This window comes from Pseudomonas imperatae (genome assembly GCF_057128625.1).
The window spans coordinates 89657-112381 of the sequence record NZ_JBSKHP010000010.1; the positions used below are offsets into that span (position 1 = coordinate 89657).

Genomic DNA, 22725 nt, shown 5'->3' on the forward strand with positions numbered 1-22725 from the left:
TTTTCGGGCGTCCCAAAAACTCGCTGGCAAGCCAGCTCCCACCGATTATGAAGGTGTCTTCATCTTCTGGGACAAATAGGCCGCCTGGAACCCCCGGTTTTACGTTTCAACATTAACTAATCTTCATTTCAAAAAGTTCCGCTGTCATCAAATCTTAATAAACGAGCCACCTCGCTGAAATATCCGCTGGTCAAGATGCCCTCCCATAAAGCTTGCCGGACTTGCGCCCGCATACCAGGCAGCGCCGCTGAAAAAACTTAAAAAAGCAGTACTCAAAGGAGTAAATCAATGAACAAGTCCACCGTGGCCCTGACCATGGCTCTGGGTATCATGGCGCAGCAGGCTATGGCCGAAGGCTTTCTTGAAGACAGCAAGGCGACCCTGAAGCTGCGCAACTTCTACATCAACAACGACAACCGCGACTCGGGCACCGCCAAGAACGCCAACTACCAGTCCGAGTGGGGCCAAGGCTTCCAGCTGGACTTCCAGTCCGGCTACACCGCCGGCACCGTGGGCTTCGGCCTGGACGCCATCGGCCTGCTGGGCATCCGCCTGGACTCCGGCGCCGGTCGCCACGGCAACCCCACCGGTGCGCTGGACGGCGGCAACGTGTTCCCCAGCGACGGTGACCACGCCGTTGACGATTTCTCCAGCCTGGGCCTGACCGCCAAGGCCAAGATCTCCAAGACCGAGCTGAAACTGGGTACCCTGCTGCCCAAGCTGCCTGTCATCCAGTACAACGACAGCCGCCTGGTGCCACAAACCTTCCAGGGTGGCCAGATCACCTCCGGCGACATCAAGGACCTGACCCTGGTGGCCGGTCAGATCGAGAAGGTCAAGGACCGTAACTCCAGCAACAACGAAGACCTGTCCATCGGCGGCGCCAATGGCAGCGGCAACAGCAACACCGGCGGTCGCAGCAACAAGTTCATCTACGCCGGTGGCGACTACAAGATCACCAAGGACCTGCTGTTCCAGTACTACTACGGCAACCTGGATGACTTCTACAAGCAGCACTTCCTGGGCCTGGTACACAACTGGTCGATCGGCCCGGGCGTGTTGAAGTCGGACTTCCGCTACTTCAACAGCCGCGACGACGGCAAGGACGCCAACGACCCAACCTACTACAGCTCGGGCAACTACCTGGGCCAGGCCAGCGGCAAGGGCAAGGTCGACAATAACCTGTACAGCGCGCTGTTCCTCTATACCGTGGCCGGCCATACCTTTGGCGGCGGCTACCAGGTCAGCAACGGCGACAGCGACTTCCCGTGGCTGAACCAGGGCAACGGTTCGTCCAACTACACCATCACCGACGCCCAGATCCAGAAGTTCGGCCGTGCCGGCGAGCGCACCTGGCAGGCGCGCTACTCGTATGACTTCGCCGCGATCGGCTTCCCGGGCGCGACCGCTGGCGTGACCTACCTGCGTGGCAGCGACATCGACACCGTGACGGCGACTGGCGGCGTTGCAGGCAACAACCGCACCGAGTGGGAACGCGACATCACCCTGGCCTACGTGGTACCCGAAGGCACCTTCAAGGGCCTGGGCTTCACCTGGAAAAACGGCATGTGGCGCAACGACATCCCGGGCCAGCGCGACCAGGACGAGAACCGCGTGATCCTGAGCTACTCGATCCCGCTGTTGTAATTCGCTGAATGTGTAACCGCTTTTTCCTCATCCGTTAAAGCTCTCTCTTGCCCCGCCCAGTGCGGGGCTTTTTTTGCCCGTAGCAGCGGCCGCAGGCCGCGTCCCAGGCACCGGGGTCATCGACGCGGCCTGCGGCCGCTGCTACAGGTCAGGGCGCAACTATGGCATTCTTCCCCCTTCCAACGAGGGGATTGCCATGCCATTGCACGTCGCGCACAGCCTGGGTGAAGTCGCCGCCAGCGACTGGGACGCCTTGCTGCCCATCGACCAGCCATTCCTGCGCCACGCTTTCCTCAGCGCCCTGGAAGACAGCGGCAGCCTGGGCAAGCAGTCCGGCTGGCGTCCCGAACACCTGCTGCACATCGAGGACGGCACGCTGGTCGCGGCCATGCCCGCCTACCGCAAATGGCACTCCTACGGTGAATACGTGTTCGACCACGGCTGGGCCGACGCCTGCCGCCGCGCCGGCATCGACTATTACCCCAAGCTGCTGTGCGCCGTGCCCTTCAGCCCGGTGGCCGGGCCGCGCCTGCTGGGCAGCGGCCAGGCGTTGCTCCAGGCGTTGCCGGGGTATGTGGAGGTGGAAGCGCTGTCTGGCGCCCACATCAACTTCACCGACCCGGCGCTGGATGCGCTGATCGCCGACCAGCCCGGCTGGCTGGAGCGCCTGGGCTGCCAGTACCACTGGCACAACCGCGGCTACCGCGACTTCCAGGACTTCCTCGACGGCCTGGCCTCGCGCAAGCGCAAGCAGATGCGCAAGGAACGCGAGCAGGTGGCCGGGCAGGGATTCGAGTTCGACTGGCGCGAGGGCAATGGCCTCACCGAAGCCGAGTGGGACTTCGTCTACGCCTGCTACGCCAACACTTACGCAGTGCGGCGCCAGGCCCCTTACCTGACGCGCACCTTCTTCAGCCTGCTGGCCGAACGCATGCCCGAGGCCATCCGCGTGGTCTTCGCCCGCCAGGCCGGCAGGGCGGTGGCCATGGCCTTCAGCCTGGTGGGCGGCGACACCTTGTACGGCCGCTACTGGGGCTGCCTGGCCGAGTTCGACCGCCTGCACTTCGAGACCTGCTTCTACCAAGGCATGGACTACGCCATCGCCCAGGGTTTCCAGCGTTTTGATGCTGGGGCGCAAGGGGAACACAAGCTGATTCGCGGGTTCGAGCCGGTGATTACCCGCTCGTGGCATTACCTCAGCCATCCTGGGCTAAAGAACGCCGTGGCGGAATTCCTCCACGAGGAGCGTGCGGGGGTGCGGGCCTATGCCGAGGAGGCGAGGGCGGCGCTGCCTTATCGCCAGCCAGACACCCCGTAGCAGCCGCCGAAGGCGGCGTCCCACCTCAATCGATCCCTACGAACCCACCCGTCTGGTGGTGCCACAACCGCGCATACAACCCCTGGTGCGCCAACAGCTCCTTGTGGCTGCCTAGCTCGACGATGCGGCCTTTCTCCAGCACCACCAGCCGGTCCATCTTGGCGATGGTGGACAGGCGGTGGGCGATGGCGATCACGGTCTTGCCCTGCATCAGGGTTTCCAGGCTTTCCTGGATCGCCGCTTCCACTTCCGAGTCCAGCGCCGAGGTGGCTTCGTCCATGATCAGGATGGGCGCGTTTTTCAGCAGCACCCGGGCGATGGCGATGCGCTGGCGCTGGCCGCCGGACAGTTTCACGCCGCGCTCGCCCACGTGGGCGTCCAGGCCGGTGCGGCCCTGGGCGTCGGACAGGTGCGGGATGAACTCGTCGGCGCGGGCTTTCACCACCGCGTCCCACAGCTGCGCCTCGCTGGCGCCGGGGCGGCCGTACAGCAGGTTGTCGCGGATGGAACGGTGCAGCAGCGAGGTGTCCTGGGTGATCATGCCGATCTGCGCGCGCAGGCTTTCCTGGCTGACGTGGGCGATGTCCTGGCCGTCGATGAGGATGCGCCCGCCCGGCAGGTCGTACAGGCGCAGCAGCAGGTTGACCAGGGTGGACTTGCCCGCGCCGGAGGGGCCGATCAGGCCGATCTTCTCGCCGGGGCGGATGTCCAGGGTCAGGCTCTCGATGATCTTGCTACCCTTGCCGTAGTGGAAGTCGACGTTGTCGAAACGCACGGCGCCGCGGTCCACCTTCAGCTTGGGCGCGTTCTTGGCGTCGGTGACGCTGACCGGCTGGGCGATGGTCTGCAGGCCGTCCTGGACCATGCCGATGTTCTCGAAGATGCCGTTGACCACCCACATGATCCAGCCGGACATGTTGACGATGCGAATCACCAGGCCGGTGGCCAGGGCGATAGCGCCGACCGAGATCAGCGACTGGGTCCACAACCACAGGGCCAGGCCCGTGGTGCCGACGATCAGCAGGCCGTTGAGGGTGGTGATGGCCACGTCCATGCTGGTGATGACGCGGCTGGCCAGTTGGGATTTTTCCGTTTGCTCGCTGATGGCTTCGCGGGCGTAGCGCTGTTCCATGTTGGTGTGGGCGAACAGCTTCAGGGTGGCGATGTTGGTGTAGCCGTCGACGATGCGGCCCATCAGCTTGGAGCCGGCATCGGAGGAGATCACCGAGCGCTCCTTCACCCGTGGTACGAAGTAGTAGAGGGCGACGATGTAGGCGAGGATCCAGCTGATCAGCGGGATCATCAGGCGCCAGTCCGCCTCGGCGAACAGGATCAACGAACTGATGGCGTAGATCAGCACGTGCCAGAGCGCGTCCACCGCCTGCACCGCCGAGTCACGCAGGGCGTTGCCGGTCTGCATGATGCGCTGGGCGATGCGCCCGGCGAAGTCGTTCTGGAAGAAATTCAGGCTCTGCTTGAGCACGTAGTTGTGGTTCTGCCAGCGGATCATGCTGGTCATGCCGGGGCTGATGGTCTGGTGCACCAGCAGGTCGTGCAGGCCGACGAAGATTGGCCGCAGCACCAGGGCCACCACCGCCATCCACGTCAGTTCCAGGCCGTGGTCAGTGAAGAAGTGCACGTTGGGCGTGCCCTGGGCCAGGTCGATGATGCGGCTGAGGTAGCTGAACAACGCCACCTCGATCAGCGCGCCCACCAGCCCCACCACCAGCAGGGCGGCGAAGCTGGGCCAGACCTGGCGCAGGTAGTACACGTAGAAGGCCAGCACCCGGGTGGGTGGCGACTCGGTGGGCGCCTCACGGAAGATATCGATCCATTTTTCGAAACGGCGGTAAAGCATGGGGCGAAAACTCCTGTGCTGGGCCTGGCCTTCGGGCCGGGCCGTCAGTCGACGCGCTTGGCCGACTTGATCAGAATGGGGTCGGCAGGCACGTCTTGCATGCCACCTTTGCTGGTGGTCTGCACGTGGACGATCTGGTCGACCACGTCCATGCCGCTGACCACCTTGCCGAACACGGCGTAGCCGAAGTCGCGGTTGCCGTGGTCGAGCATGGCGTTGTCGTTGACGTTGATGAAGAACTGGCTGGTGGCCGAGTCAACCACGCTGGTGCGCGCCATCGACAGGGTGCCACGCACGTTCTTCAGGCCGTTCTCGGCTTCGTTCTTGATCGGGTCGCGGGTTTCCTTCTCGGTCATCTGCGGGGTGAAGCCGCCGCCCTGCACCATGAAGCCGGGGATCACGCGGTGGAAGATGGTGTTGTTGTAGAAGCCGCTGTCCACGTAGGCCAGGAAGTTCTTGCTGCTGATGGGGGCCTTGACCATGTCCAGTTCGATTTCCACCTTGCCGAAGCTGGTGTCCATCAGCACGTGGGGGTGCTGGGCGTCGGCGGCCATCAGCTGGCTGGCGAACATCAGGGAGCAGGCGGCGAGGGCGATTTTTTTCAGCATGGGACTCGTTGATCCTTGGGGGTGGAGGACACTGTGGCGAGGAAGTCCTTGAGTGTCCGGTTGAATAATTCGGGTTGGTCCAGGGGCGTAGCGTGCCGCGAATTGGCGATGACCGCCAGTTTTGCGTTGGGCATCAGCTTGATGTACTGCTCCTTGAGCGCCACCGGGGTGTAGTCGCGGTCGGCGCTGATGATCAAGGTGGGACAGCGGATCTGCCCGATGCGTTCCTGCACGCCCCAGCCAACGATGGCGTTGAAGCTGGCGATGTAGGCGCGCTTGTCGTTGTGGGCCCAGCGCTCGCTGATTTTGCGCCGCAGCTCGGCCTGTTCGGGCAGCGGGAAGAGTTTCCCGCCCAGGCCCTTGCCGATGGCGCCCATGCTCACCAGGTGCATCAGGCCCCAGCGCTTGAACCACTGCCAGTAGTCGTCGGGCTTGCGCAGCTTGACCTCGGGCGCGGCGTTGACGATGGTCAGGCTCTTGAGCAGGGCGGGGTAGTCGACGGCCATCTGGAAGCCGGTCATGCCGCCCATGGACAGGCCCACGTAGTGCACCGGGCCGGTGCCCAGGCGCTCCAGCAGCGCCGCCAGGTCGGCGGCGAAACCTTCGATGCTGTAGCGTTCATGGGGCTTGTCGGAGCGGCCGTGGCCGCGCAGGTCCACCACGATGACGCGGTAGTGGGGCGCCAGCTCGGGTATCTGGTATTCCCAGTCCGGGGCGCTGGAACCCAGGCCGTGGACCAGCAGCAGGGGTTCGCCCTGGCCGTATTCTTCGTAGTGCAGTGCGCAACCGTCGTGTTCGAAAAAGGCCATGGGCGACTCCTGTCAGGCTTGTTGAGGGGCGGCGAAGGGCGCATCCAGGGGCGCGGTGTCGAACTGGCGCAACAGTTCGACGAGGATCTGCGTGGCCGGGCCCAGGGGTTTGTCCTTATTGGAGTAAAGGTAGAAGGTGGGGTGGCGGCTGCCACCCTGTTCCAGTTTCAGTGGCTTGAGCAGGCCTTCGCGCAGCTCGCGCTCGATCAGGTGCCGTGGCAGCCAGGCAAAGCCCAGGCCGCTGCCGACGAAGGTGGCGGCGGTGCCCAGGCTGCCCACGGTCCAGCGCTGCTCGGCGCCCAGCCAGCCGACGTCGCGGGGCTGGTGGCGGCCGCTGTCGCGGATCACCACCTGCAGCTGGCTTTCCAGGTCCTGGAAACTCAGTTCGCGGTTGAGGCGGTGCAGGGCATGGTCCGGGCTGGCGACGGCGACGAATTCCACGGCGCTCATTTCCGTGCCCAGGTAGCCAGGGATGCTGTAGCTGCTGATGGCCAGGTCAGCCACGCCCTCGGTCAGCACCTCGTCGACGCCCGACAACACCTCCTCGCGCAGGCGCACCCGGCAGCCGCGGCTCTGCGGCATGAACGCGGTCAGCGCGCGCACCAGGCGGGCGCTGGGGTAGGCGGCGTCGACCACCAGGCGCACCTCGGCCTCCCAGCCCTGTTCCATGTGGTGGGCCAGGTCTTCCAGCTGGCTGGCGTTCTTCACCAGCTGCCGCGAGCGGCGCAGCAGCACGCCGCCGGCCTCGGTGAGCACGGCCTTGCGCCCGTCGATGCGCAAAAGCGGCACGCCCAGTTGGTCCTGCATGCGCGCCACGGTGTAGCTGACCGACGACTGGGAACGGTGCAGGGCTTCGGCGGCCTGGGCGAAACCGCCATGGTCGACCACTGCCTGCAAGGTTCGCCACTGATCCAGGGTAACGCGGGGCGCTTTCATCATCGGCTCCTGATGTCCTAAGCTGGCAATTCCCTATTGGAGACTGCCGAATGAAAAGTTGCTGTGCGCTCTTGCTGACGCTGTTGCCCGTGGCTGCCTTCGCCTACCCCATCGAGGTGGAAAAACACCTGGCGGGTACCGAAATCTCCTACACCACTTATGACACCGCCGGTGACATGGGTTCGATCGACCTGCGCAACGACGGGCCGGAAGCCGCGGAGTGCACCGTGGTCTTCCGCAACGGCCCCGAATCCCCGCGCACCCGCAAGGTGCGGGTGGAGCCTGGGCAGACCGCAAGCGCCTTGCAGCGCTTCAACCGCGATATTCTCAAGTTGCGCCTGACGATCACCTGCAAGCCAGCCTGAACGCATGGGAAATAGAGTAGAGGAACGGCTTGGTAAATCAACTTAATTGATAGGTTGAAGCGGTTTTTTGCGCTTTTTTATCAATTATTCCCGCTCTAACATGGCCTCCATCAACTCAGCGCACCTGATTGGAGGCCAAGCCCATGTCCCGCGTACAGATCATCGAAAGCAGCGCCCGCAAAGACGGTTCCATCTCGCGCCAGCTCACTGCGCAGTTCATTGACCAGTGGCAGTCGGCCCACCCGGCGGACGTCATCAGCGTGCGCGACCTGGCCACTGACCCGGTGCCGCACCTGGACGCCGACCTGCTGGGTGGCTGGATGAAGCCCGAGGCCCAGCGCAGCGCCGAGGAACTGCAGGCCCTGGCCCGCTCCAACGCGCTGACCGAGGAAGTGCTGGCTGCCGACGTGCTGGTGCTGGCCGCGCCCATGTACAACTTCGCCATCCCCAGCACCCTCAAGGCCTGGCTCGACCACGTGCTGCGCGCCGGGGTGACCTTCAAGTACACCGAGACCGGCCCCCAGGGCCTGCTCACCGGCAAGCGCGCCATCGTGCTGACCGCCCGCGGCGGCATCTACGCCGGCAGCAGCGCTGACCACCAGGAACCCTACCTGCGCCAGGTGCTGGCCTTCATCGGCATCCATGACGTGCAGTTCATTCATGCCGAGGGCATGAACCTGGGTGGCGATTTCAGTGAGAAAGGCCTGAACCAGGCCAAGGCGCTGGTGGCCCAGGTGGCTTGATTCATCGATTGATTGCTCCTTTTTTTGCACTTCCCGCTCCTTGGTGCTTCAACCCGGCCGCGTCCCCCACGCGTGCCGGGTTTTTTATTGCCCGCATTCCACGCAGGCCTGTAGCCGCTGCCGCCAGGCTGCGCTGGCCTGCATGAACCCTGCCGATGTGCAGCGAGGCACAGGGCCAGCGCAGCCTGCGGCAGCGGCTACGGGGCGCCACCGCGACCCCGTGGGTTGCCCCGTGCCGGGCAATTGATTAAGGTCGCCGCCTCACGCAAGGGGCACCCATGGGCTATCTACTTCTCGTCACACTGATTCAGGCATATTCCTTCAACCTCATCGGCGTCTACCTGGCTGGCCACGTGGACAGCTATTTCGCCGTGCTGGCGCGCGTCATCATTGCCGGCCTGGTGTTCATTCCGCTGAGCCGCTGGCGCGGCATGGCGCCGGGGTTCGTGCGCTCGATGCTGCTGATCGGCGCGCTGCAGTTCGGTGTCACCTACGTGTGCCTGTACCTGAGCTTCCGCGTGCTGACCGTGCCCGAGGTGCTGCTGTTCACCATCCTCACGCCGTTGCACGTGACCCTGATCGAAGACGCCCTCAACCGCCGCTTCAACCCCTGGGCGCTTTTGGCGGCGCTGGTGGCAGTGGCGGGCGCGGCGATCATCCGCTTCGACCGCATCGCCCCGGACTTCTTCATGGGCTTCCTGCTGCTGCAACTGGCCAACTTCACCTACGCCGCCGGCCAGGTGCTGTACAAGCGGCTGGTGGCGCGCTACCCCAGCGACGAGCCGCAGTACCGCCGCTTCGGCTACTTCTTCGTCGGCGCGTTGCTGGTGGCCTTGCCGGCGTTCCTGGCGTTCGGCAACCCCCAGCACCTGCCGCAGGACCCGACCCAGTGGGGCGTGCTGGTGTTCCTCGGCCTGGTGGCCACGGCGCTGGGCATGTACGCCTGGAACAAGGGCGCCAGCCAGGTCAGCGGCGGCACCCTGGCGGTGATGAACAACCTGCACATTCCTACCGGGCTGCTGATGAACCTGTTGTTCTGGAACCACAGCGAGCCCCTGGGGCGCCTGGCGCTGGGCGGCGCGGTGATACTGGCGTCGCTGTGGATCAGCCGCCGCGGCGCGGGTGAGCCAGCAGGAACGTGACCATGGACAAGGTCGACAAGCAGATCATCGCTGCGTTGAAGGAAGACGCCAGGGTCAGCCTGGCGCAGCTGGCGCGCCAGGTGCACAAGTCGCGCACGGCGGTGGAGGCACGGGTGCAGAAGCTGGTCGACAGCGGCGTCATCCTCGGCTTCACCATCAACGTCGCCGAAGACGACAAGGGTGACCAGAGCGCTTTCCTGATGCTGCAACTGGAGGGCAACAGCTGCCACCTGGTGTTCCCGCAGCTCCAGGCGCACGCGCAGATCATCCATGCCTACTCGCTGTTCGGCGATACCGACATGCTGTTGCAGGTCAGCTATCGCAGCTTCGAAGAGCTGATGGCGCTCAAGGGCCAGATCCTGGCCCTGGAGCAGGTGCGGGACGTGGTCATCAACCCGGTGCTCACCGCCTGGCGCTGAGGCCTCAGTGGCCCCATAGGAAGGCGCGCAGCTGTTCAGCGCTGCGGTCCAGTTGGTCCGGGTCGTCGTGGCTCAGCCAGAACAGCCCCGGGCAGGTGGCGAAGTCGAGGGTGGCGGGCAGCGCGCTGCCTGGGCTGACGAAGTAGCGGTGGCCGCCGTAGCCGGGCACCGTGGCCGCGGCGCGTTCGTTGCCGGGGCCTTGGAAGGTGCCCGGCCGGTCGGTCCAGAAGAAGCCGATGCGGCCGTGCCGGGCCTGCCGCGAGTAGCCCGGTCCCGCGGGCGCGGGGCGGCCCAGGTAGCTGTCCACGGCCAGCGACAACAGGTCGGGCTGGTACACCTGCTGGAACAGCTGTGGGGCAATGCCGCCGTGCAGGCGCGCGCCGGCCTCGATCATCACCGGGCCGTCTTTCGCCCAGATGATCTCCATGTGCAGCGGCCCAACCGCCACGTCCAGCGCGGCGGCGGCCTGGCGGGCGTAGGCCAGCAGCGGCGCCAGCGCCTCGTCCGCCGGGTCCAGGGTGTCGAGGCTATCGTAGACGAAGGGGCTGCCGTTGCGCCGGATCTTGGTGTACCGGCACACCGAGGCGATATGGTACTGGCCACTGAAGGCGACCATGTCGACCACGTATTCCGGGCCGCTGATGAACGGCTGGAGCACAAATCCCAGGTTGGTTTCCCCCAGGTCGTTCTTCTGCTCCCACCCGGCGCTGCCCAGGGCCTGGGCCACCGCCCCGCGGCCCGTGGCGAACACCACCCCCTGGGAGGCGGCGGAATTGATGGGCTTGACCACGTACTGGCGCCCGTCAGCCACGGCCTCCAGCGCCTGCGCGATCTGCCGTGGGCGGGTTACCAGGCGGGTCGGGATGTGGGTCACACCGCGCTGTTCCAGCGCCTGCTGCATGATGTATTTGTTGCGCCGCGCGCCACTGGTGACGGGGCTGTTGCCCCGCAGGCCAAGTTGCTTGGCGAGGCGGTCGGTAAGGTGGATGGCAGTCTCGCAGCCGGCGATCACCGCCTGCACACCCAAGGCGTCGAGGAAGTGTGCGGCCTCGGGGCTCCAGTCCAGCACATGGATGAAATGCCCGGGCACCAGGTCCTGGGTAAAGTGCGCTGGCAGGTTGGGGCGGGAAATGATGGCGATGCAGCTTAGGCCAAGGGTATTGAGCAGCGGTGCGTAGAGCTTGCCGGTGGAAAACGGGTCGACGATCACAACATAACTCATGGGCGCAGGTTCCTACTTGGCCGCGACGGCGGCGCGCGGTGCGGGCCAGCGCGTGCGCAGCAGCACGGCGCTGCCCAGCAGCAGGGCAGCGGCGACCATCAGCGCCCGCGCCCCTTCGAAGCCCAGCATGGCGTGGGTGGTGAACAGGGTCAGCAGCATGGGCGCGGCGCCGCTGACCAGCAGGTAATACAGCGAACTCCTGGCCGCGATCAGGTCGGCGGCATGGGCGTCGGGCGCAGCCTCGATCAGCTGGCGGCGCAACTGGATACGCAGGCTGTTGATGCAGAAGCCCAGCACGCAGGCTGCGGTCAGCACCGCCCACGGGTTGGCGAAGTAGACAATTGCCACGTCGGCGACGACGATCAGCGCCACCGCGGCGTAGCTGCCCAGCCGCACCCGCGGCAACACCGCCGCGCAGAAAGCGCCCAGGCCGGCCAGGCCGCTGGCGGTGCCGAACAGCGTGGCGTGCCAGCCGTTGAGCTTCTGGAACACAATGGGCACCAGGCTGTTGAACGCGCCGATGTGGAAACCGATCAGGCTCAGCACCACGATCAGCAGGTACAGCTGGCTGCCCAGGCTGACGGCGGTCGCCGGCGAACTGCCCGGCTGGGGCACCGCGCAGACCTCGGCCGGGATGCCCCCGACCAGGGCGATTGCGCCCAGCGCGGCAATGGCGGCGACGGCGATGATCTGCAGGGTCTGGTTGAGCGGGAACACGTCGACGATCACGCCGCCCAGCATCGCCCCGCCAAAGGCGCCGATCTGGATAGAGGTCTGCATCAGGCGCGCCGAGGTGTCGCTGTTGGTCCGCCCGGCCAGCACCAGCTTGGTGTTCTGCGATTCCAGGGTGCTGATGGTGAAGTAATCGGTCACCCCCACCAGGAACGCGATGCCCAGGAAACCGACCGGCATCAGCGCCGCCTGGGTCAACGACAACCCCAGGATGGCGAGGAACACCGCGAGACGGATGTACACCAGCCGTTTCATGCTCAGCCCGACCGTGAAATAGCGGCCCAGGTACTGCTCCAGGGCGTAGGGCACCACCGTGGCAATACACAGCGTGGCGCCCACCAGGAAGGTGGAACCGGTGGCTTGCAGGCCGAACCACACCATGGCGATGACAATGGCCATGTCCAGGCCGGTGAACAGCGTGACGATGGTATAGAACGCCGGCAGCGCTACCTTGTTGTTATTCATGGGGCCCCGTGGCGAAGGATGCGTGGCAGGGCATCAATGCTATAAGCCGGAGCAGGGCGGGGGCAGTTTGAAAAGAACGGTTGGCGTAGTGAAATTTACTAAAGCGTGTGGCAGCTAGGCTCTGCATGAAATGTGTGGAGCGCGCGTGGAACACTGTGGGAGCTGGCTTGCCAGCGAGCTTTTGAGGCCCGAAAAGCTCGCTGGCAAGCCAGCTCCCACACCAGAACCCACCCTCACATGCTTTTTCATACGTCCCCTAGGGACGCACCAGGCGCACCCGCATATCCGCCCCACTTGGCTGCTGATACAAGCTCAAGCCAAACTCCGGCAGCACTGCCAGCAGGTAGTCGAACACATCCCCCTGGATACGCTCGTACTCGGCCCACACCGTGGTGCGGGTGAAGCAGTAGATCTCCAGCGGCACGCCTTGGGCGTCGGTCTGCATCTGGCGGACCATGCAGGTCATGTTCGGCTGGATGTCGGGGTGGCTTTTCAGGTAGGCCAGGGCGAAGGCGCGGAAGGTGCCCAGGTTGGTCAGGCGCCGGCGGTTGGCGGGCAGGTCGGCGACTTCGCCCTGGGCCTGGTTCCAGCTGGCGACTTCGGCTTGCTTGCGGCCCACGTAGTCGGTCAGCAGGTGCACGCGGGCCAGGTGTTGCTGTTCCTCGTCGCTGAGGAAGCGCACGCCGCTGGCGTCGATGTTGAGGCTGCGCTTGATGCGCCGGCCGCCGGACTGCTGCATGCCGCGCCAGTTCTTGAACGACTCGGACATCAGCCGCCAGGTGGGGATGCTGACGATGGTCTTGTCGAACCCATGTAATAGTGAGCTTTCTAGAATGTTGACAACATTCCAGCCAGTAAAACTGGGCGATAGGCAAAAATGGAGCTGTCTGGATTTTTTGAGGTGAAATAGGACAGCTGCTGAAGCTACCGAGGCGCAGGATGTCCTTCACTGGCCTCACCTCACAACGACTTCTGCCGTCATGGCTCGATAGATCCAGCTAACCACTGAGGCGAGGCACGCCTTTGTAACTCATCCAGGCTTACTCCCACCAATAGTATTTCACCGATGAGCGGTACCCACAGCCTTGCATATCGTGGCAGACGCTGTGGACTGTATATCGTGTAACGCGATGCTGGGGATTCAGTCCTTTGATGCCTGATGCCAGAACCGACGCAACGTCGACTCAGGCATTCCAAGCTGCTTCGCAGCTTCACCTTGAGTTAACCCTTTTTCTTTCAATTGTTGAACGGCCTGCCATTTCTCCCTAGCTGATAAAACGTTCGCCGCATCCTTGCTACTTGGCACCTTGGGCAGAGTCGTATCTGCCAATTCGAGAGCTTCGATCTCTGCCAGTGATGCGAGAAGAATCTCACGAGGTGTGCGCTGATCGTAGGACGCAGCCGTCAGAGCAACCAGAGTCGTCGCTTCAACTCCTAGTGCTGCCGCCAGCTTGTAGCTTACATCCAGCGTTACAGAGCGAGTGGCCGTCTCTAATCTGCTCACGGTAGTTTGATCCAAACGGATGGCTACGGAGTGCTGGGAGAGCCCTTTACGCATGCGCAACATCTGGAGCACTGCCGCAAAGGAAATACGGAGCGACATTACAGTTCCTCAAAAACCAAGAGGTATGCCGCGTTTGCCTACCGCCAAACAAAGGACTATAGTCATAGTTTTGGCGGTCTAGCCCTCAAGCTAACAATTTATGGGTAATGAAATGCGGGGATGTGCTTGATGGATAGCCCACTCAGCGACGGGCTACTGGGGGAGGGAGGCGTTGATCTGGTCGGCTCTGAACTGCCCCTTGAGGATGTGCTCTTCGCTGCTCGAGAACATTACAAACACCTCCCCCTCTGCGTCGTCGAAGAGTGGGTAATCCTTGACGCCATAGTCACCGACGTCGAGCGAGCCAAAGTAATCGCTGCTGGCTGTCAGCCAATGTTCCTGTTTGCTCACAAGGTGGTGCATGACGATCAGAGAAGATTTGAGCCCGGCCACTGGGTGCGTTCAAGCATGGGCACCGCCTTCAAGGAAGGTTTTCTGTTTGCCACACGGAACTCGGTTTACGTATTGCTTGGCCCGGGCCGCCGAAAGTCGTCTTCCATCCAGGCGATATTTTCCATTTTCTGATTAGCACCTGGTTTGTTCCGGTCGGCTTTGGCGCTCGGGAGCTTCAGGAAATACGTTCAGAACCGTAATCACAGGTGCCGCACGTCGGGCCTTTACAAGAGATACACGATGTTCCGGATTCACATGCAAGACCAGGCTGGCCCGGTGGGAATGTTTGGCGACAAACTAGCTCACTTTCACGCAGTTTCACGATCCCTCGCAACGCATTGGTATCACGTCAGTCTCAAGCGCCGGCATGAAGGGCGATTTGTGGCCTTTGAGGAGATGGTCAGCGATGAGCCCCGTCTTGTGGAGCTACTCATTGCTCAGGATGAGAACTTGGTTGTCCAGGAAATCCAGGTTGTGACGCCAGGCTGGATGAACAAGGACTCAGGCTGGAAGATGGAAAAGTTGACTTCGTTGTCCATGGGCTTCAATCAGGTTGAGGTGCCGATCTGCGTGATCAAGGTCGAGGGCGGTCAGGTGTACGTGAATACGCATCAGCGTGACCTCGATGTTAACTCCCTGACTGACGTGAAGGAGTTCTACCGGCGCAATGCTGCGACCACTGATATGGCTTCACCGGCGGGGCTGTGTAGCCATGGCTGATATCAATACGGTCGCAGTCGATTTACACGTGAAGCGCTATTCGGACTTCGACCTGCTTCGCATCGCCAGGGCTGTCAGCCAAGATTACGAAGGTTTGATCACTGCGTACCTCGTGAATGTGCATATCCATGCGTGCAGCGCCGTTGGCGTTGTTTTTGGCCATATCCTTGCCTTGGCGGATCCGCGATTCTCGGATGGCCGGTTGATTAGGACATCGGACATTCAGTGTGTGAGAAAGGAGGGCCGGTTCTGGGTGATCACCACTGTTAACTCCAAGTACGTCATTGCGACCTTTCGTCGTGATGTAGGGCGACGAAGCTTGCGTGAATTCCTGCGCATTGCAGGGGATCGGTACATCCCAACGCCCAGGCGGCTTCAGTAGCCTCACCATAATTGTTGGGTGGGCTTGCCCCTTCGGGGACGGCTGTCGTAAACCAAGCTCCGCTGCGGCGGATCTTGGCCCTGACGGGCGTCCATCCTCAAGCCTCCGGCCCTCCTGGCCTGCGCGCTCCGCTTGCCAGCAGTGCGGCGAGCTTGATGCCTTGGCTTTTACGTCCCTGCGAACCTGGATACCATGAATCCGAACACTGAAGCTCTGCCTGAGATTGACATCAATGAGTTCCGCGAACGCTTCCCTCAGATGTTCTCAGACCCTGCTGTCGACGAGATCTACTGTGACCCCGGGTGGAAGAATCTTCTGATTGCGGTTTGTGAAGTTCTTCAGGACTACTTGAGGCGACATCCTGAGGTCGCTCCAGTCACTGTCGCGCAGATCAAATCCAAATTCGGGGAGTTGCACTTTTTCTACGACGGCGGGGATGCCTACTGTCGTGGAGCTGTCGATGTCGCCGTACAGGTCTCATTGAAGACCTGCTCACACTGCGGAGCTCCTGGAAAGCGGGTTGGCGGTGCATGGATCAGCACACTGTGCTCAAGACACGACGGTAGCGATGGGATTCGATAGCCCCATCAACTTTGAACTAATTCTGACCCCCATCCACCTAAAGCCTTGCTGATAGCCTACTAGCTCAGGCTCACCCTGAGTTGTCCATTCAAGCAGTGCACACAAAGGTCTGGTGAATCATGAAGAGCGAACAAGTTGAAGGTGCTGTAGAAAAGGTGGCTGGCAAAGCGCAGAGCGCGGTTGGGAAATTGTTGGGGGATTCGAAGGTTGAGGCTGAAGGTGCTGGGCGTCAGGCATCCGGTCAACTGACTCAAACCTATGGTGATGCACTGGACAGTGTATCTACGTTCGTTAAAGAGAAACCAGTTGCAGCGATTGCGATTGGTGCTGTGGCGCTGCTGGTGCTAAACCGTCTCCTTCGCCGCTGATCCGAAGGGGCCTGAAAGCCTCGCCATACTCGGACGTGGCAGAACCTGGACGTTGAATGACACCAGGAACTGCCACAGCTAAATCAAAGCTTCTTCTCGTCATGCGAAACGATTTTTTACTTCGATACTCAGGCAGAAATATCTAGACGGCTTCGTATTTGACTATTTTGGCGGTATTACACTATTGACCAGGCTATCTATCTGTGGGCCTCTAGGGCAAACATTCACATAGTCAGAACTTTTTGCACGTCGCCCCCCTTTCATCGCTCGATAAACTGGCCCCCCAAAAAAATACAAAGTTTTTATAAGGGCAATGATCTTCCCACTTTCAACCTCAGCGACCCTCGTCTCGGAGGCTGACAACTCATCATTTATTGTGTAATAAATCAGGCTGTATTTATACTTGCTAAGTACCTTTCCCTCACTGTATGAGACATCCTTTTTTTCGGCACTGAGCGTTGCTACGGAACCAGGCGGAAAGAATTTTCCGGAATCAAATTCAATATATTTGTATCCTCTTTTCAAATAAGCAGTTGCATCTTCAATCCCCCCGCCTTGAAAATAAAATCCATCCACTGCATGCGTCTCATATACTCTCAAACCACCGTCAGTCCTGCAAAGCTCGTCCCACCGCCCCATAGCTATCTGATCAGGTACAAAAATAACTACTATTCCGATCACAAATAATAGAAAGACAACTAGAAATCTTCTCAAAAACCAATACAAAACGAGAAGCAGCAAAAGCAACAGAATCGTTAAAAAAAACTTAGACAGTAAATAGTCAACAAACATAACAAGGCCTCGAGCCATTTTTTCTTTAAATGCATGGAGAAATATTTTTATCCCGCGCGTGCGAGTACGGAAGCCCGGATCTCGCTGAGCACGTAAACGGAAGGCTCGAATTGGCGAGCTCCCGTGGCCGATGCAACCAGAACCGGCGGGCGCTCACCGGAACTGATCACCACAGTCTTTACCGCATAGGGAATGAGGGCCATTTTTCTAAACCTTGAAAATGTACATGTTTAACAAATGTAGCTCTTACCCCGCGTAAAACTGTGAACAATAAAAAAGCGAAGCTAAATCAATGGCTTCGCTTTTTATGGTTACAGTTTCTAAAAAGCTACGGGCTAGAACGGTATCGGCTCATCGAAGCGAGTAGATGGCTTTCTCGGCACCAGGGGCACGGTCAAGGGCGACACCACAAAAAGGTTCACGATGTCCTCCCTGTCCATGAATAGGATCTGACTGCGCTTAGACTGGTCGAGCTTGCCACCAAGCCAGTTGCGTGCGGCCTTGGTGATTTCTCCGCCAGCTACGATAAAAGCGTGGTCGACAAGAACTCGTCTATTGAGCTCTGAATCGAAAATCTCGTGCCCCAACATCATTAGCACCTGGTTGTGAATTTCTGCGACGTTGGCTTGCCCAGTCTTCGTAATCCCAGAGGAGTCCAGTTTCCCTTTCTTCACTTGGATGCCGAAGTAGATGACGTGCTGGGTAGGAAGCGTGAACTTCATCCAGATATCTTTCCCGTACTCTAAGGCTTTGTCTTTGTGCCCGGCAGAGGTGATCCGAGCAAAACCCAATTGCCGGAACAGTGGAAGCAAAACCTGCTCGATCAGCTCATCTTCCGAGCACTGATCAAGGTAGGCAAGCAGCTGGTTCTTCTTTTCAATTTCTACGGCAGAGAGAGGACGGTGAGGGTTCGTTGGTTCGTTCCCGACTGTGCCGGTGCTGCAGTGACGCAGATAGCACTGATCGTCCTCTCCATAGAACGCTTCGAAGCCCTCTCGTTTGATAGCCGAGTTCAGTGCCTTGAGCGCGTTCAAGCGAGGTGGCTTTTCATTGAAGGCATCCTCACTATCCATGAGAAGGCGGATCACTCGGAGCATGGCGTCAGGCGGCATCAGCGGATTTGAGCTTGGTAGATCCAGGATTTTCTGCAGAACATCCGCGACCCAGAAACGGCGCGTTGAGCCGTCATGGACAAACTCGGTATCTGCATCCCGGAAAAAGCGAGTCAGGTTTGGGCCAGTGAGGTAGTGGAAATATCCCTCTGTGTTGTCCCCGCAGATGAGTTCCCCGACTTGCTCCGTCGTGCGTGCCTTCCATTTCATACGTCGCCCCCACCCGTTAGCTCAGTCCAGTTTGTAGATCCGTGCTTCTGATCAGGATAACCCGTTCCTGCGGGACACTGGCGAGAACATGCCGGCGATAATCCTGACATCGAGTAATGCGTGATGAGGCAGCTCTTCACTCTCGCTGGTCGGCACAAGCGTTGTTGCGTTGGCAGATAAATTACGAACGATTACCTGGTTCAGCAGTTCTTCGTTCCGAGCTCGAATGCGCGCACCGACGAGTACGGCGGCTCTATTGAAAATCGTGCTCGGTTTGCCATCGAAGTGGCCAAGGCTGTGGTGGAAGAGATTGGCGCAGATCGCACTGCGATCCGCCTCTCTCTAGGCACAAATCTCTGGGGTATCGAAGAGGGGAAAGAAGGGCCGGCGTTGTACCGCCACCTCGTCTCCCAGCTGAATGACCTGGGGCTGAATTACCTGCACGTGATGCATCAGGGTGATGAGGAGCTGCTGGCTGACATCCGTGCACTGTGGTCGCGGACGATCATCCTGAATCGTCCAGGTCGTCCTCGCGAGGCTGTCGGGAGTGATGTCGAAGCTGGGCTTGCTGATCTCGAAGCCTATGCGCAAATGGTACTGGCCAACCCTGACTTCGTGGCACGACTGAACGCTGACGCGCCTCTCAATGAAGCTGGCCGCATTATCTTCTTCGACGGTGACGACAAGGTTTACACCGAATACCCAACGCTGCAGTCGTAACTCGGATGGGGGAGGGAGTGGCGGCTATCGCCATCCCCTCACTATTTTGAAAAGGCCAAGATCAGTTCCCGATCTGGCCGGTTCTGCATGAACAGCAGGATGTCGAAAACCCTGCCTGGTACATCTCGCAGATCCTCGTGATCGCTGCCCAAAATTCCTTCCATGAACACCTCCTGGTTCAAGCTCCAGCAGTGCCCCAGGTAGAACGGGAGCTCGCAGATCCGACGGCCTGCGGCTTGCTGCGTGTTTGCAGGGAGTAGCTGTTGTCCGGTGAAACCCGCTTTTCCTGCACGGGTTAGACCACCTCTTACCTGGCTATCCAGTGCCGGCATCAGCCCAGTGATCAGAAGCAGCGCCTTCATGGGGTAAGTGATGCTGGTGTTGTTGATAAACAACACGTGCGCCAGCGTGTTCAGGATCCTCAGAATCTCCTTGTCGAAGGCTCCAACTTCATTGAGTGGCGCGTTGGTGGCCAGAAGGCGACGCCCCTGCTGATCGAGACTGAATGCCGCAAGGCTTTGCTGGCTCAGTTTGAGCAGGCGGCCATGTAGCCGTCTGTCCTTCAGGGCGCTTTCGATTTGAGGGAGGGGGCGAAGGGTTGGGCTTCTGCGTTTGCATGCGCCCCAGTTGCGCAGCGCTGTGAATAGCGCCTGGGCGAGTAGTGCTGCATTGGCGCCGCCCGGTGGTGCGTTGAGGTATCGACGTGCAATGGGCTGCACGTTGGCGAAGTCCTGGTGGTAGGCCTGGCTGAAACCGTTAATGGCCATTTTGATGTCGAGGGCGCTGCCAACCAGTCGAAGCATGTTGTCCATCACAGCTGGAGGGGGAGGCACGAGTGTGTGATCTCCCCTTACAACTGGTCAAGCTGTGGCCATGATCATGGCTTGACGAAGATCCCGGGGGCTGCAGGCTTGCTGAAAGGCTACAAAGCGACCTCGCACTGGTCATGCCGAGAAGCCTTGGCCAGGTTCGGAGCGGTTCCCACAGATACGCGGGTGGTTCGTTATCGGAATAGGATCACCGGAGCAGGGGGCACGGCAGGGCTGGATTTCGGCCTAAGTATGGTTGCCGAGTTGCGTGGCCAGATCTATGCCGAGTGCACCCAGCTGATGAGTGAGTACGACCCTGAGCCACCTTTCAACGCGGGGTCAATGAAACCGCTCCACCAAACGTGAAGAAGGCCATGATCGATTTGGTGGCTGACTTTTCAAAGAAGGCTGAAGCACTCGCCGGTCTCACTAAGGGCTGATGTCCCCAGTGGATCGGGATGAGCCTGGATGGCGTCCTGATCCTTGAGCTTCAATTAAACTCAATGAGTTGAGTACGATTCGGCAAACTAAGAGAAGCCGTCGAGAGGTCGATTAATTCTAGTCCCCTACAGATGGACGAGCTCAAGATCGACAATCTCCCCCACGCAGACGTCATCCCAGATGACCTGCTTGGTGGAGACTGTTGAGGGTGATTTCGACCTTCGCATCGTCCGCCGTCCCCATGGGGTTTGGGGGGCCCCGGAATCACTTCCGGCGTCGGCCTAATGGCCAAAGCGTTCAGCGCATCATCCCAGGATGACTGCGACCTTGTACATGGCAACGACGGTTGTACAGGGAGAGCGCCGCTAAAACGGTGAGCAGAATGAGAGAATTCATTCGATCTGCTTGGCGTCTGGTGGTCGATGTATCTCGAGTGCTCCGTGCGGGCCTCGCGCTACTTGACTACTACGACCGTCATAATCCTTAACCAGCAACCCGCCTGAGGCTGCTCAGGCGGGTTCTACTCAGCGGTTATCGGGCCGTTCCTCCGTTGGTAGAAACGAAAAGAGAGAGTTTTTCGTCCAGTAGATCTAAGTCACGAGTGTCGAGGATGCGCGTAATACCTTCGTTAATAGAGTTTGTTATAAGGAGACGCGATTTGAAAACCTCCTGCTGACCGAGAATGGTACATGTCATGTAGTTTGCACGTGCCATCCAGTAACGAAGTGATCCTTCTGAAGCATTAAAGTTAATATGCTTAAAATCGACCTTATTCAGGAACTCGAAGAGTCCGCCTGAAATGTGCTTTCTGCCATACCAGAATGGCTTGAATGGCGTGCTTTTAGCTTGCTCTGTTAGTATTAACGCGACTGCGCCAATCAGAGGCATTAGAGATACTTTGTCATCAAGATCTGCACGGGCAAACATTTCTGAGAACTTGCCGACATGCGATATCGCTTTTTGGTAAGTCGGTTCGTCGATGAGTCGTCCAAATAGCCTGGAGTAGAAATGAATGAAGCCAGGTTGGTTATCCTGGAAGAAGCTCTCGCAGCTGCTGGTGTTTATGTAAATAAGCTGTGGGTGGTGATTGCCATAATTAACATTCCACATCAGCGTATCAATGTCTTCCATTGCTTTGCCGAACGGCGGCTCGATAGACACGACAACATCATGCAGCTCTGCATAGGCCTGCATGTGATGGTAATGCTCAAGCTGAATCATATAGGTAAACAAGTGCTCATCTAGTGCCAGCTTTGCAGGTTGGCGTTCTGGGAAGTGGAAAGTCTCCCTGACGCAGTCTGCAATGTACGTGGCTAGAGCACTATGGGCCCTGACGTCGCCATGGCTCTGATGCGCAGCTGTATTAGTAAGGAGCTCTTCTACGCCATCCAGTATGCTTCGCATCTGCCCATACGTAGACATGATGTTCTTAAGTCTTTCACGCGGTATTTCAAAGCTCAGATGTGCTTTGAGGTCAGCAATGATCTCTACTTCTTCAGTGGAGCCGTCGATGCCGTATGAGTCGCGAATTTCAAACGAAGGTTTTCCGCTTTTCTGGGGTGGGGCTAGAAGAGTAAATAAGGTCTTATACTCTCGCTGGAATCTGTAAAATGTTTTTAGAACTTTAAGCGCTTTTGATTTGTCTTCTTCGAAGAATTCCGAGAACTTTCTGTCAAGTAGTGATTCGATTCGGGTTTTAATGGTCTTTAAGGTTTCGTGCGGGTCTATCCCATTGTTGTCATTTAGTAATTCTTCTTCTAGGCTTACATACTTCCTGAGCTCTTCCGGAACCTCCCGAAAATTCCCAAGGTCGTATACGCCGGGGAATACTTTTTTCCTCTCATCATCAGTCAGCATCCTGTTGACCAATTCATGCAATTGACTCACCCCCTCCGGGCCCCCGCCTAGGAATCTGTTGCCAACGCGGTCTTTCCGAAATTTTCGGTGGTGTACATACTCATGAGAGGCAAAAGTGGCATCTTCGCCGAAGCATTCCTTGACCTGTTCTTCCATAATATCCCGAAACATCTCTATGTCCATAACATGCTCAATGTAAAAAGCTTGGGGTGGCATAGTGCCATATTTCTGGTTTTGATGATGCTGATGGCGAGTGCCAGATGGAGGCTCGGCTCAATGCGCCGGGGGGGACGTGCCGGTCGACCTCTCTTGGGGTGTGCGCCGGGAGATGGTGAGTCAGAACTGCGGCCAATGTATCCTAACGACATGCGACCTCATGGAGATCCGTTGGCGTGACTCGACAAACTTGCCCTGAGCCGAAGGAGATCCCCTCGGATGCCTACGAGCGCAAGACGGCTCGTCAACGCCCACC

The 22725-nt window shown here is 59.7% G+C and carries 23 protein-coding genes and 2 pseudogenes; 12 read left to right on the top strand and 13 right to left on the bottom strand.

The features are described from left to right. The first annotated feature begins 288 nt into the window (after positions 1 to 288). A complete protein-coding gene (locus ACWKWX_RS14600; protein ID WP_416422918.1) occupies positions 289 to 1647 on the top strand; it encodes an OprD family porin in 1359 nt (452 codons plus the stop codon). A 196-nt stretch (positions 1648 to 1843) separates the two neighbouring features. Beyond that, a complete protein-coding gene (locus ACWKWX_RS14605) occupies positions 1844 to 2965 on the top strand; it encodes a GNAT family N-acetyltransferase (RefSeq protein ID WP_483828159.1) in 1122 nt (373 codons plus the stop codon). Between the two features lie 25 nt (positions 2966 to 2990). Here ACWKWX_RS14605 and ACWKWX_RS14610 read toward each other — a convergent pair whose 3' ends face one another. From ACWKWX_RS14610 to ACWKWX_RS14625, 4 genes are read right to left on the bottom strand one after another with little or no spacing between them, the layout of a single operon-like run. Continuing rightward, a complete protein-coding gene (locus ACWKWX_RS14610) occupies positions 2991 to 4823 on the bottom strand; it encodes an ABC transporter ATP-binding protein (protein WP_473005629.1) in 1833 nt (610 codons plus the stop codon). Between the two features lie 44 nt (positions 4824 to 4867). Continuing rightward, positions 4868 to 5431 carry a peptidylprolyl isomerase gene (locus ACWKWX_RS14615; protein ID WP_416422921.1) on the bottom strand — a complete coding sequence of 188 codons (564 nt, stop codon included), beginning with the start codon at positions 5429 to 5431 and terminating at the stop codon, positions 4868 to 4870. Beyond that, positions 5425 to 6240 carry an alpha/beta fold hydrolase gene (locus ACWKWX_RS14620; protein ID WP_483828160.1) on the bottom strand — a complete coding sequence of 272 codons (816 nt, stop codon included), beginning with the start codon at positions 6238 to 6240 and terminating at the stop codon, positions 5425 to 5427. Before ACWKWX_RS14620 ends, ACWKWX_RS14615 begins: the two co-directional genes overlap by 7 nt. A gap of 12 nt (positions 6241 to 6252) precedes the next feature. Next, a complete protein-coding gene (locus ACWKWX_RS14625; protein WP_416422923.1) occupies positions 6253 to 7176 on the bottom strand; it encodes a LysR family transcriptional regulator in 924 nt (307 codons plus the stop codon). A gap of 50 nt (positions 7177 to 7226) precedes the next feature. Between ACWKWX_RS14625 and ACWKWX_RS14630 the strand changes: the two genes are divergently transcribed. The 4 genes from ACWKWX_RS14630 (at position 7227) to ACWKWX_RS14645 (ending at position 9845) form a co-directional block, all read left to right on the top strand. Next, positions 7227 to 7541 carry a 3-phosphoglycerate kinase gene (locus ACWKWX_RS14630; protein WP_416422924.1) on the top strand — a complete coding sequence of 105 codons (315 nt, stop codon included), beginning with the start codon at positions 7227 to 7229 and terminating at the stop codon, positions 7539 to 7541. 143 nt (positions 7542 to 7684) lie between these two features. Continuing rightward, the gene (locus ACWKWX_RS14635) at positions 7685 to 8284 is read left to right on the top strand and encodes an FMN-dependent NADH-azoreductase (RefSeq protein ID WP_416422925.1); all 600 of its coding nucleotides are present in this window, start codon (positions 7685 to 7687) and stop codon (positions 8282 to 8284) included. Between the two features lie 278 nt (positions 8285 to 8562). Further along, positions 8563 to 9426, top strand: coding sequence for a carboxylate/amino acid/amine transporter (locus ACWKWX_RS14640; protein ID WP_483828161.1), 864 nt, complete (start codon positions 8563 to 8565; stop codon positions 9424 to 9426). A 2-nt stretch (positions 9427 to 9428) separates the two neighbouring features. Then, positions 9429 to 9845, top strand: coding sequence for an Lrp/AsnC family transcriptional regulator (locus tag ACWKWX_RS14645; protein ID WP_416422927.1), 417 nt, complete (start codon positions 9429 to 9431; stop codon positions 9843 to 9845). A gap of 4 nt (positions 9846 to 9849) precedes the next feature. Here ACWKWX_RS14645 and ACWKWX_RS14650 read toward each other — a convergent pair whose 3' ends face one another. The 4 genes and pseudogenes from ACWKWX_RS14650 to ACWKWX_RS14665 all read right to left on the bottom strand — a co-directional run bounded on the left by ACWKWX_RS14650 (position 9850) and on the right by ACWKWX_RS14665 (position 13867). Further along, entirely contained in the window at positions 9850 to 11067 is a 1218-nt protein-coding gene (locus tag ACWKWX_RS14650; RefSeq protein WP_483828162.1) for an ATP-grasp domain-containing protein, read from the bottom strand. 12 nt (positions 11068 to 11079) lie between these two features. Then, positions 11080 to 12264 (bottom strand): MFS transporter, encoded by a 1185-nt coding sequence (locus tag ACWKWX_RS14655; protein ID WP_483828163.1) that lies wholly within the window; start codon positions 12262 to 12264, stop codon positions 11080 to 11082. A 256-nt stretch (positions 12265 to 12520) separates the two neighbouring features. Beyond that, a pseudogene (locus ACWKWX_RS14660) lies at positions 12521 to 13111 on the bottom strand (mechanosensitive ion channel family protein); the annotation flags it as partial. Between the two features lie 294 nt (positions 13112 to 13405). Further along, positions 13406 to 13867, bottom strand: a complete 462-nt coding sequence (locus ACWKWX_RS14665; RefSeq protein ID WP_483828164.1) for a helix-turn-helix domain-containing protein — start codon at positions 13865 to 13867, stop codon at positions 13406 to 13408. Positions 13868 to 13996: 129 nt separating this feature from the next. Between ACWKWX_RS14665 and ACWKWX_RS14670 the strand changes: the two genes are divergently transcribed. The 4 genes from ACWKWX_RS14670 (at position 13997) to ACWKWX_RS14685 (ending at position 16312) form a co-directional block, all read left to right on the top strand. Next, positions 13997 to 14392, top strand: coding sequence for a DUF6957 family protein (locus tag ACWKWX_RS14670; RefSeq protein WP_483828165.1), 396 nt, complete (start codon positions 13997 to 13999; stop codon positions 14390 to 14392). Between the two features lie 108 nt (positions 14393 to 14500). Beyond that, positions 14501 to 14980, top strand: coding sequence for a hypothetical protein (locus ACWKWX_RS14675; RefSeq protein ID WP_483828166.1), 480 nt, complete (start codon positions 14501 to 14503; stop codon positions 14978 to 14980). Further along, positions 14973 to 15362 carry a hypothetical protein gene (locus tag ACWKWX_RS14680; protein ID WP_483828167.1) on the top strand — a complete coding sequence of 130 codons (390 nt, stop codon included), beginning with the start codon at positions 14973 to 14975 and terminating at the stop codon, positions 15360 to 15362. Before ACWKWX_RS14675 ends, ACWKWX_RS14680 begins: the two co-directional genes overlap by 8 nt. 701 nt (positions 15363 to 16063) lie before the next feature. Beyond that, a complete protein-coding gene (locus tag ACWKWX_RS14685; RefSeq protein WP_483828168.1) occupies positions 16064 to 16312 on the top strand; it encodes a CsbD family protein in 249 nt (82 codons plus the stop codon). Between the two features lie 162 nt (positions 16313 to 16474). Here ACWKWX_RS14685 and ACWKWX_RS14690 read toward each other — a convergent pair whose 3' ends face one another. The 3 genes and pseudogenes from ACWKWX_RS14690 to ACWKWX_RS14700 form a co-directional block, all read right to left on the bottom strand. After that, the gene (locus tag ACWKWX_RS14690; RefSeq protein WP_483828169.1) at positions 16475 to 17104 is read right to left on the bottom strand and encodes a hypothetical protein; all 630 of its coding nucleotides are present in this window, start codon (positions 17102 to 17104) and stop codon (positions 16475 to 16477) included. A gap of 68 nt (positions 17105 to 17172) precedes the next feature. Then, positions 17173 to 17307, bottom strand: a pseudogene (locus tag ACWKWX_RS14695) (site-specific integrase); the annotation flags it as partial. A 132-nt stretch (positions 17308 to 17439) separates the two neighbouring features. After that, entirely contained in the window at positions 17440 to 18426 is a 987-nt protein-coding gene (locus ACWKWX_RS14700; RefSeq protein WP_483828170.1) for a hypothetical protein, read from the bottom strand. A gap of 195 nt (positions 18427 to 18621) precedes the next feature. Here ACWKWX_RS14700 and ACWKWX_RS14705 point away from each other — a divergent pair, with 195 nt between their 5' ends. Then, a complete protein-coding gene (locus tag ACWKWX_RS14705) occupies positions 18622 to 19146 on the top strand; it encodes an oxidoreductase (protein ID WP_483828222.1) in 525 nt (174 codons plus the stop codon). Between the two features lie 41 nt (positions 19147 to 19187). On the opposite strand, the gene ACWKWX_RS14710 is transcribed toward ACWKWX_RS14705, so the two are convergent. Beyond that, positions 19188 to 19949: a hypothetical protein gene (locus tag ACWKWX_RS14710; RefSeq protein ID WP_483828171.1), complete on the bottom strand. Its 762-nt coding sequence runs from the start codon at positions 19947 to 19949 to the stop codon at positions 19188 to 19190. Between the two features lie 36 nt (positions 19950 to 19985). Between ACWKWX_RS14710 and ACWKWX_RS14715 the strand changes: the two genes are divergently transcribed. Then, the gene (locus ACWKWX_RS14715) at positions 19986 to 20321 is read left to right on the top strand and encodes a DJ-1/PfpI family protein (RefSeq protein WP_483828172.1); all 336 of its coding nucleotides are present in this window, start codon (positions 19986 to 19988) and stop codon (positions 20319 to 20321) included. Between the two features lie 606 nt (positions 20322 to 20927). On the opposite strand, the gene ACWKWX_RS14720 is transcribed toward ACWKWX_RS14715, so the two are convergent. Continuing rightward, positions 20928 to 22436, bottom strand: a complete 1509-nt coding sequence (locus ACWKWX_RS14720) for a hypothetical protein (RefSeq protein WP_483828173.1) — start codon at positions 22434 to 22436, stop codon at positions 20928 to 20930. Positions 22437 to 22725 lie beyond the last annotated feature (289 nt).

Bases quoted from the DNA above. Each gene is read 5' to 3' on its own strand.
- ACWKWX_RS14670 (WP_483828165.1), top strand. From the start codon at position 13,997: ATGGATAGCCCACTCAGCGACGGGCTACTGGGGGAGGGAGGCGTTGAT.
- ACWKWX_RS14685 (WP_483828168.1), top strand. From the start codon at position 16,064: ATGAAGAGCGAACAAGTTGAAGGTGCTGTAGAAAAGGTGGCTGGCAAA.
- ACWKWX_RS14690 (WP_483828169.1), bottom strand. From the start codon at position 17,104: ATGTTTGTTGACTATTTACTGTCTAAGTTTTTTTTAACGATTCTGTTG.
- ACWKWX_RS14630 (WP_416422924.1), top strand. From the start codon at position 7,227: ATGAAAAGTTGCTGTGCGCTCTTGCTGACGCTGTTGCCCGTGGCTGCC.
- ACWKWX_RS14605 (WP_483828159.1), top strand. From the start codon at position 1,844: ATGCCATTGCACGTCGCGCACAGCCTGGGTGAAGTCGCCGCCAGCGAC.
- ACWKWX_RS14610 (WP_473005629.1), bottom strand. From the start codon at position 4,823: ATGCTTTACCGCCGTTTCGAAAAATGGATCGATATCTTCCGTGAGGCG.
- ACWKWX_RS14655 (WP_483828163.1), bottom strand. From the start codon at position 12,264: ATGAATAACAACAAGGTAGCGCTGCCGGCGTTCTATACCATCGTCACG.
- ACWKWX_RS14625 (WP_416422923.1), bottom strand. From the start codon at position 7,176: ATGAAAGCGCCCCGCGTTACCCTGGATCAGTGGCGAACCTTGCAGGCA.
- ACWKWX_RS14700 (WP_483828170.1), bottom strand. From the start codon at position 18,426: ATGAAATGGAAGGCACGCACGACGGAGCAAGTCGGGGAACTCATCTGC.
- ACWKWX_RS14600 (WP_416422918.1), top strand. From the start codon at position 289: ATGAACAAGTCCACCGTGGCCCTGACCATGGCTCTGGGTATCATGGCG.
- ACWKWX_RS14650 (WP_483828162.1), bottom strand. From the start codon at position 11,067: ATGAGTTATGTTGTGATCGTCGACCCGTTTTCCACCGGCAAGCTCTAC.
- ACWKWX_RS14645 (WP_416422927.1), top strand. From the start codon at position 9,429: ATGGACAAGGTCGACAAGCAGATCATCGCTGCGTTGAAGGAAGACGCC.
- ACWKWX_RS14680 (WP_483828167.1), top strand. From the start codon at position 14,973: ATGGCTGATATCAATACGGTCGCAGTCGATTTACACGTGAAGCGCTAT.
- ACWKWX_RS14620 (WP_483828160.1), bottom strand. From the start codon at position 6,240: ATGGCCTTTTTCGAACACGACGGTTGCGCACTGCACTACGAAGAATAC.
- ACWKWX_RS14640 (WP_483828161.1), top strand. From the start codon at position 8,563: ATGGGCTATCTACTTCTCGTCACACTGATTCAGGCATATTCCTTCAAC.
- ACWKWX_RS14665 (WP_483828164.1), bottom strand. From the start codon at position 13,867: ATGTCGCTCCGTATTTCCTTTGCGGCAGTGCTCCAGATGTTGCGCATG.
- ACWKWX_RS14615 (WP_416422921.1), bottom strand. From the start codon at position 5,431: ATGCTGAAAAAAATCGCCCTCGCCGCCTGCTCCCTGATGTTCGCCAGC.
- ACWKWX_RS14675 (WP_483828166.1), top strand. From the start codon at position 14,501: ATGTTCCGGATTCACATGCAAGACCAGGCTGGCCCGGTGGGAATGTTT.
- ACWKWX_RS14710 (WP_483828171.1), bottom strand. From the start codon at position 19,949: ATGCTTCGACTGGTTGGCAGCGCCCTCGACATCAAAATGGCCATTAAC.
- ACWKWX_RS14635 (WP_416422925.1), top strand. From the start codon at position 7,685: ATGTCCCGCGTACAGATCATCGAAAGCAGCGCCCGCAAAGACGGTTCC.
- ACWKWX_RS14720 (WP_483828173.1), bottom strand. From the start codon at position 22,436: ATGGACATAGAGATGTTTCGGGATATTATGGAAGAACAGGTCAAGGAA.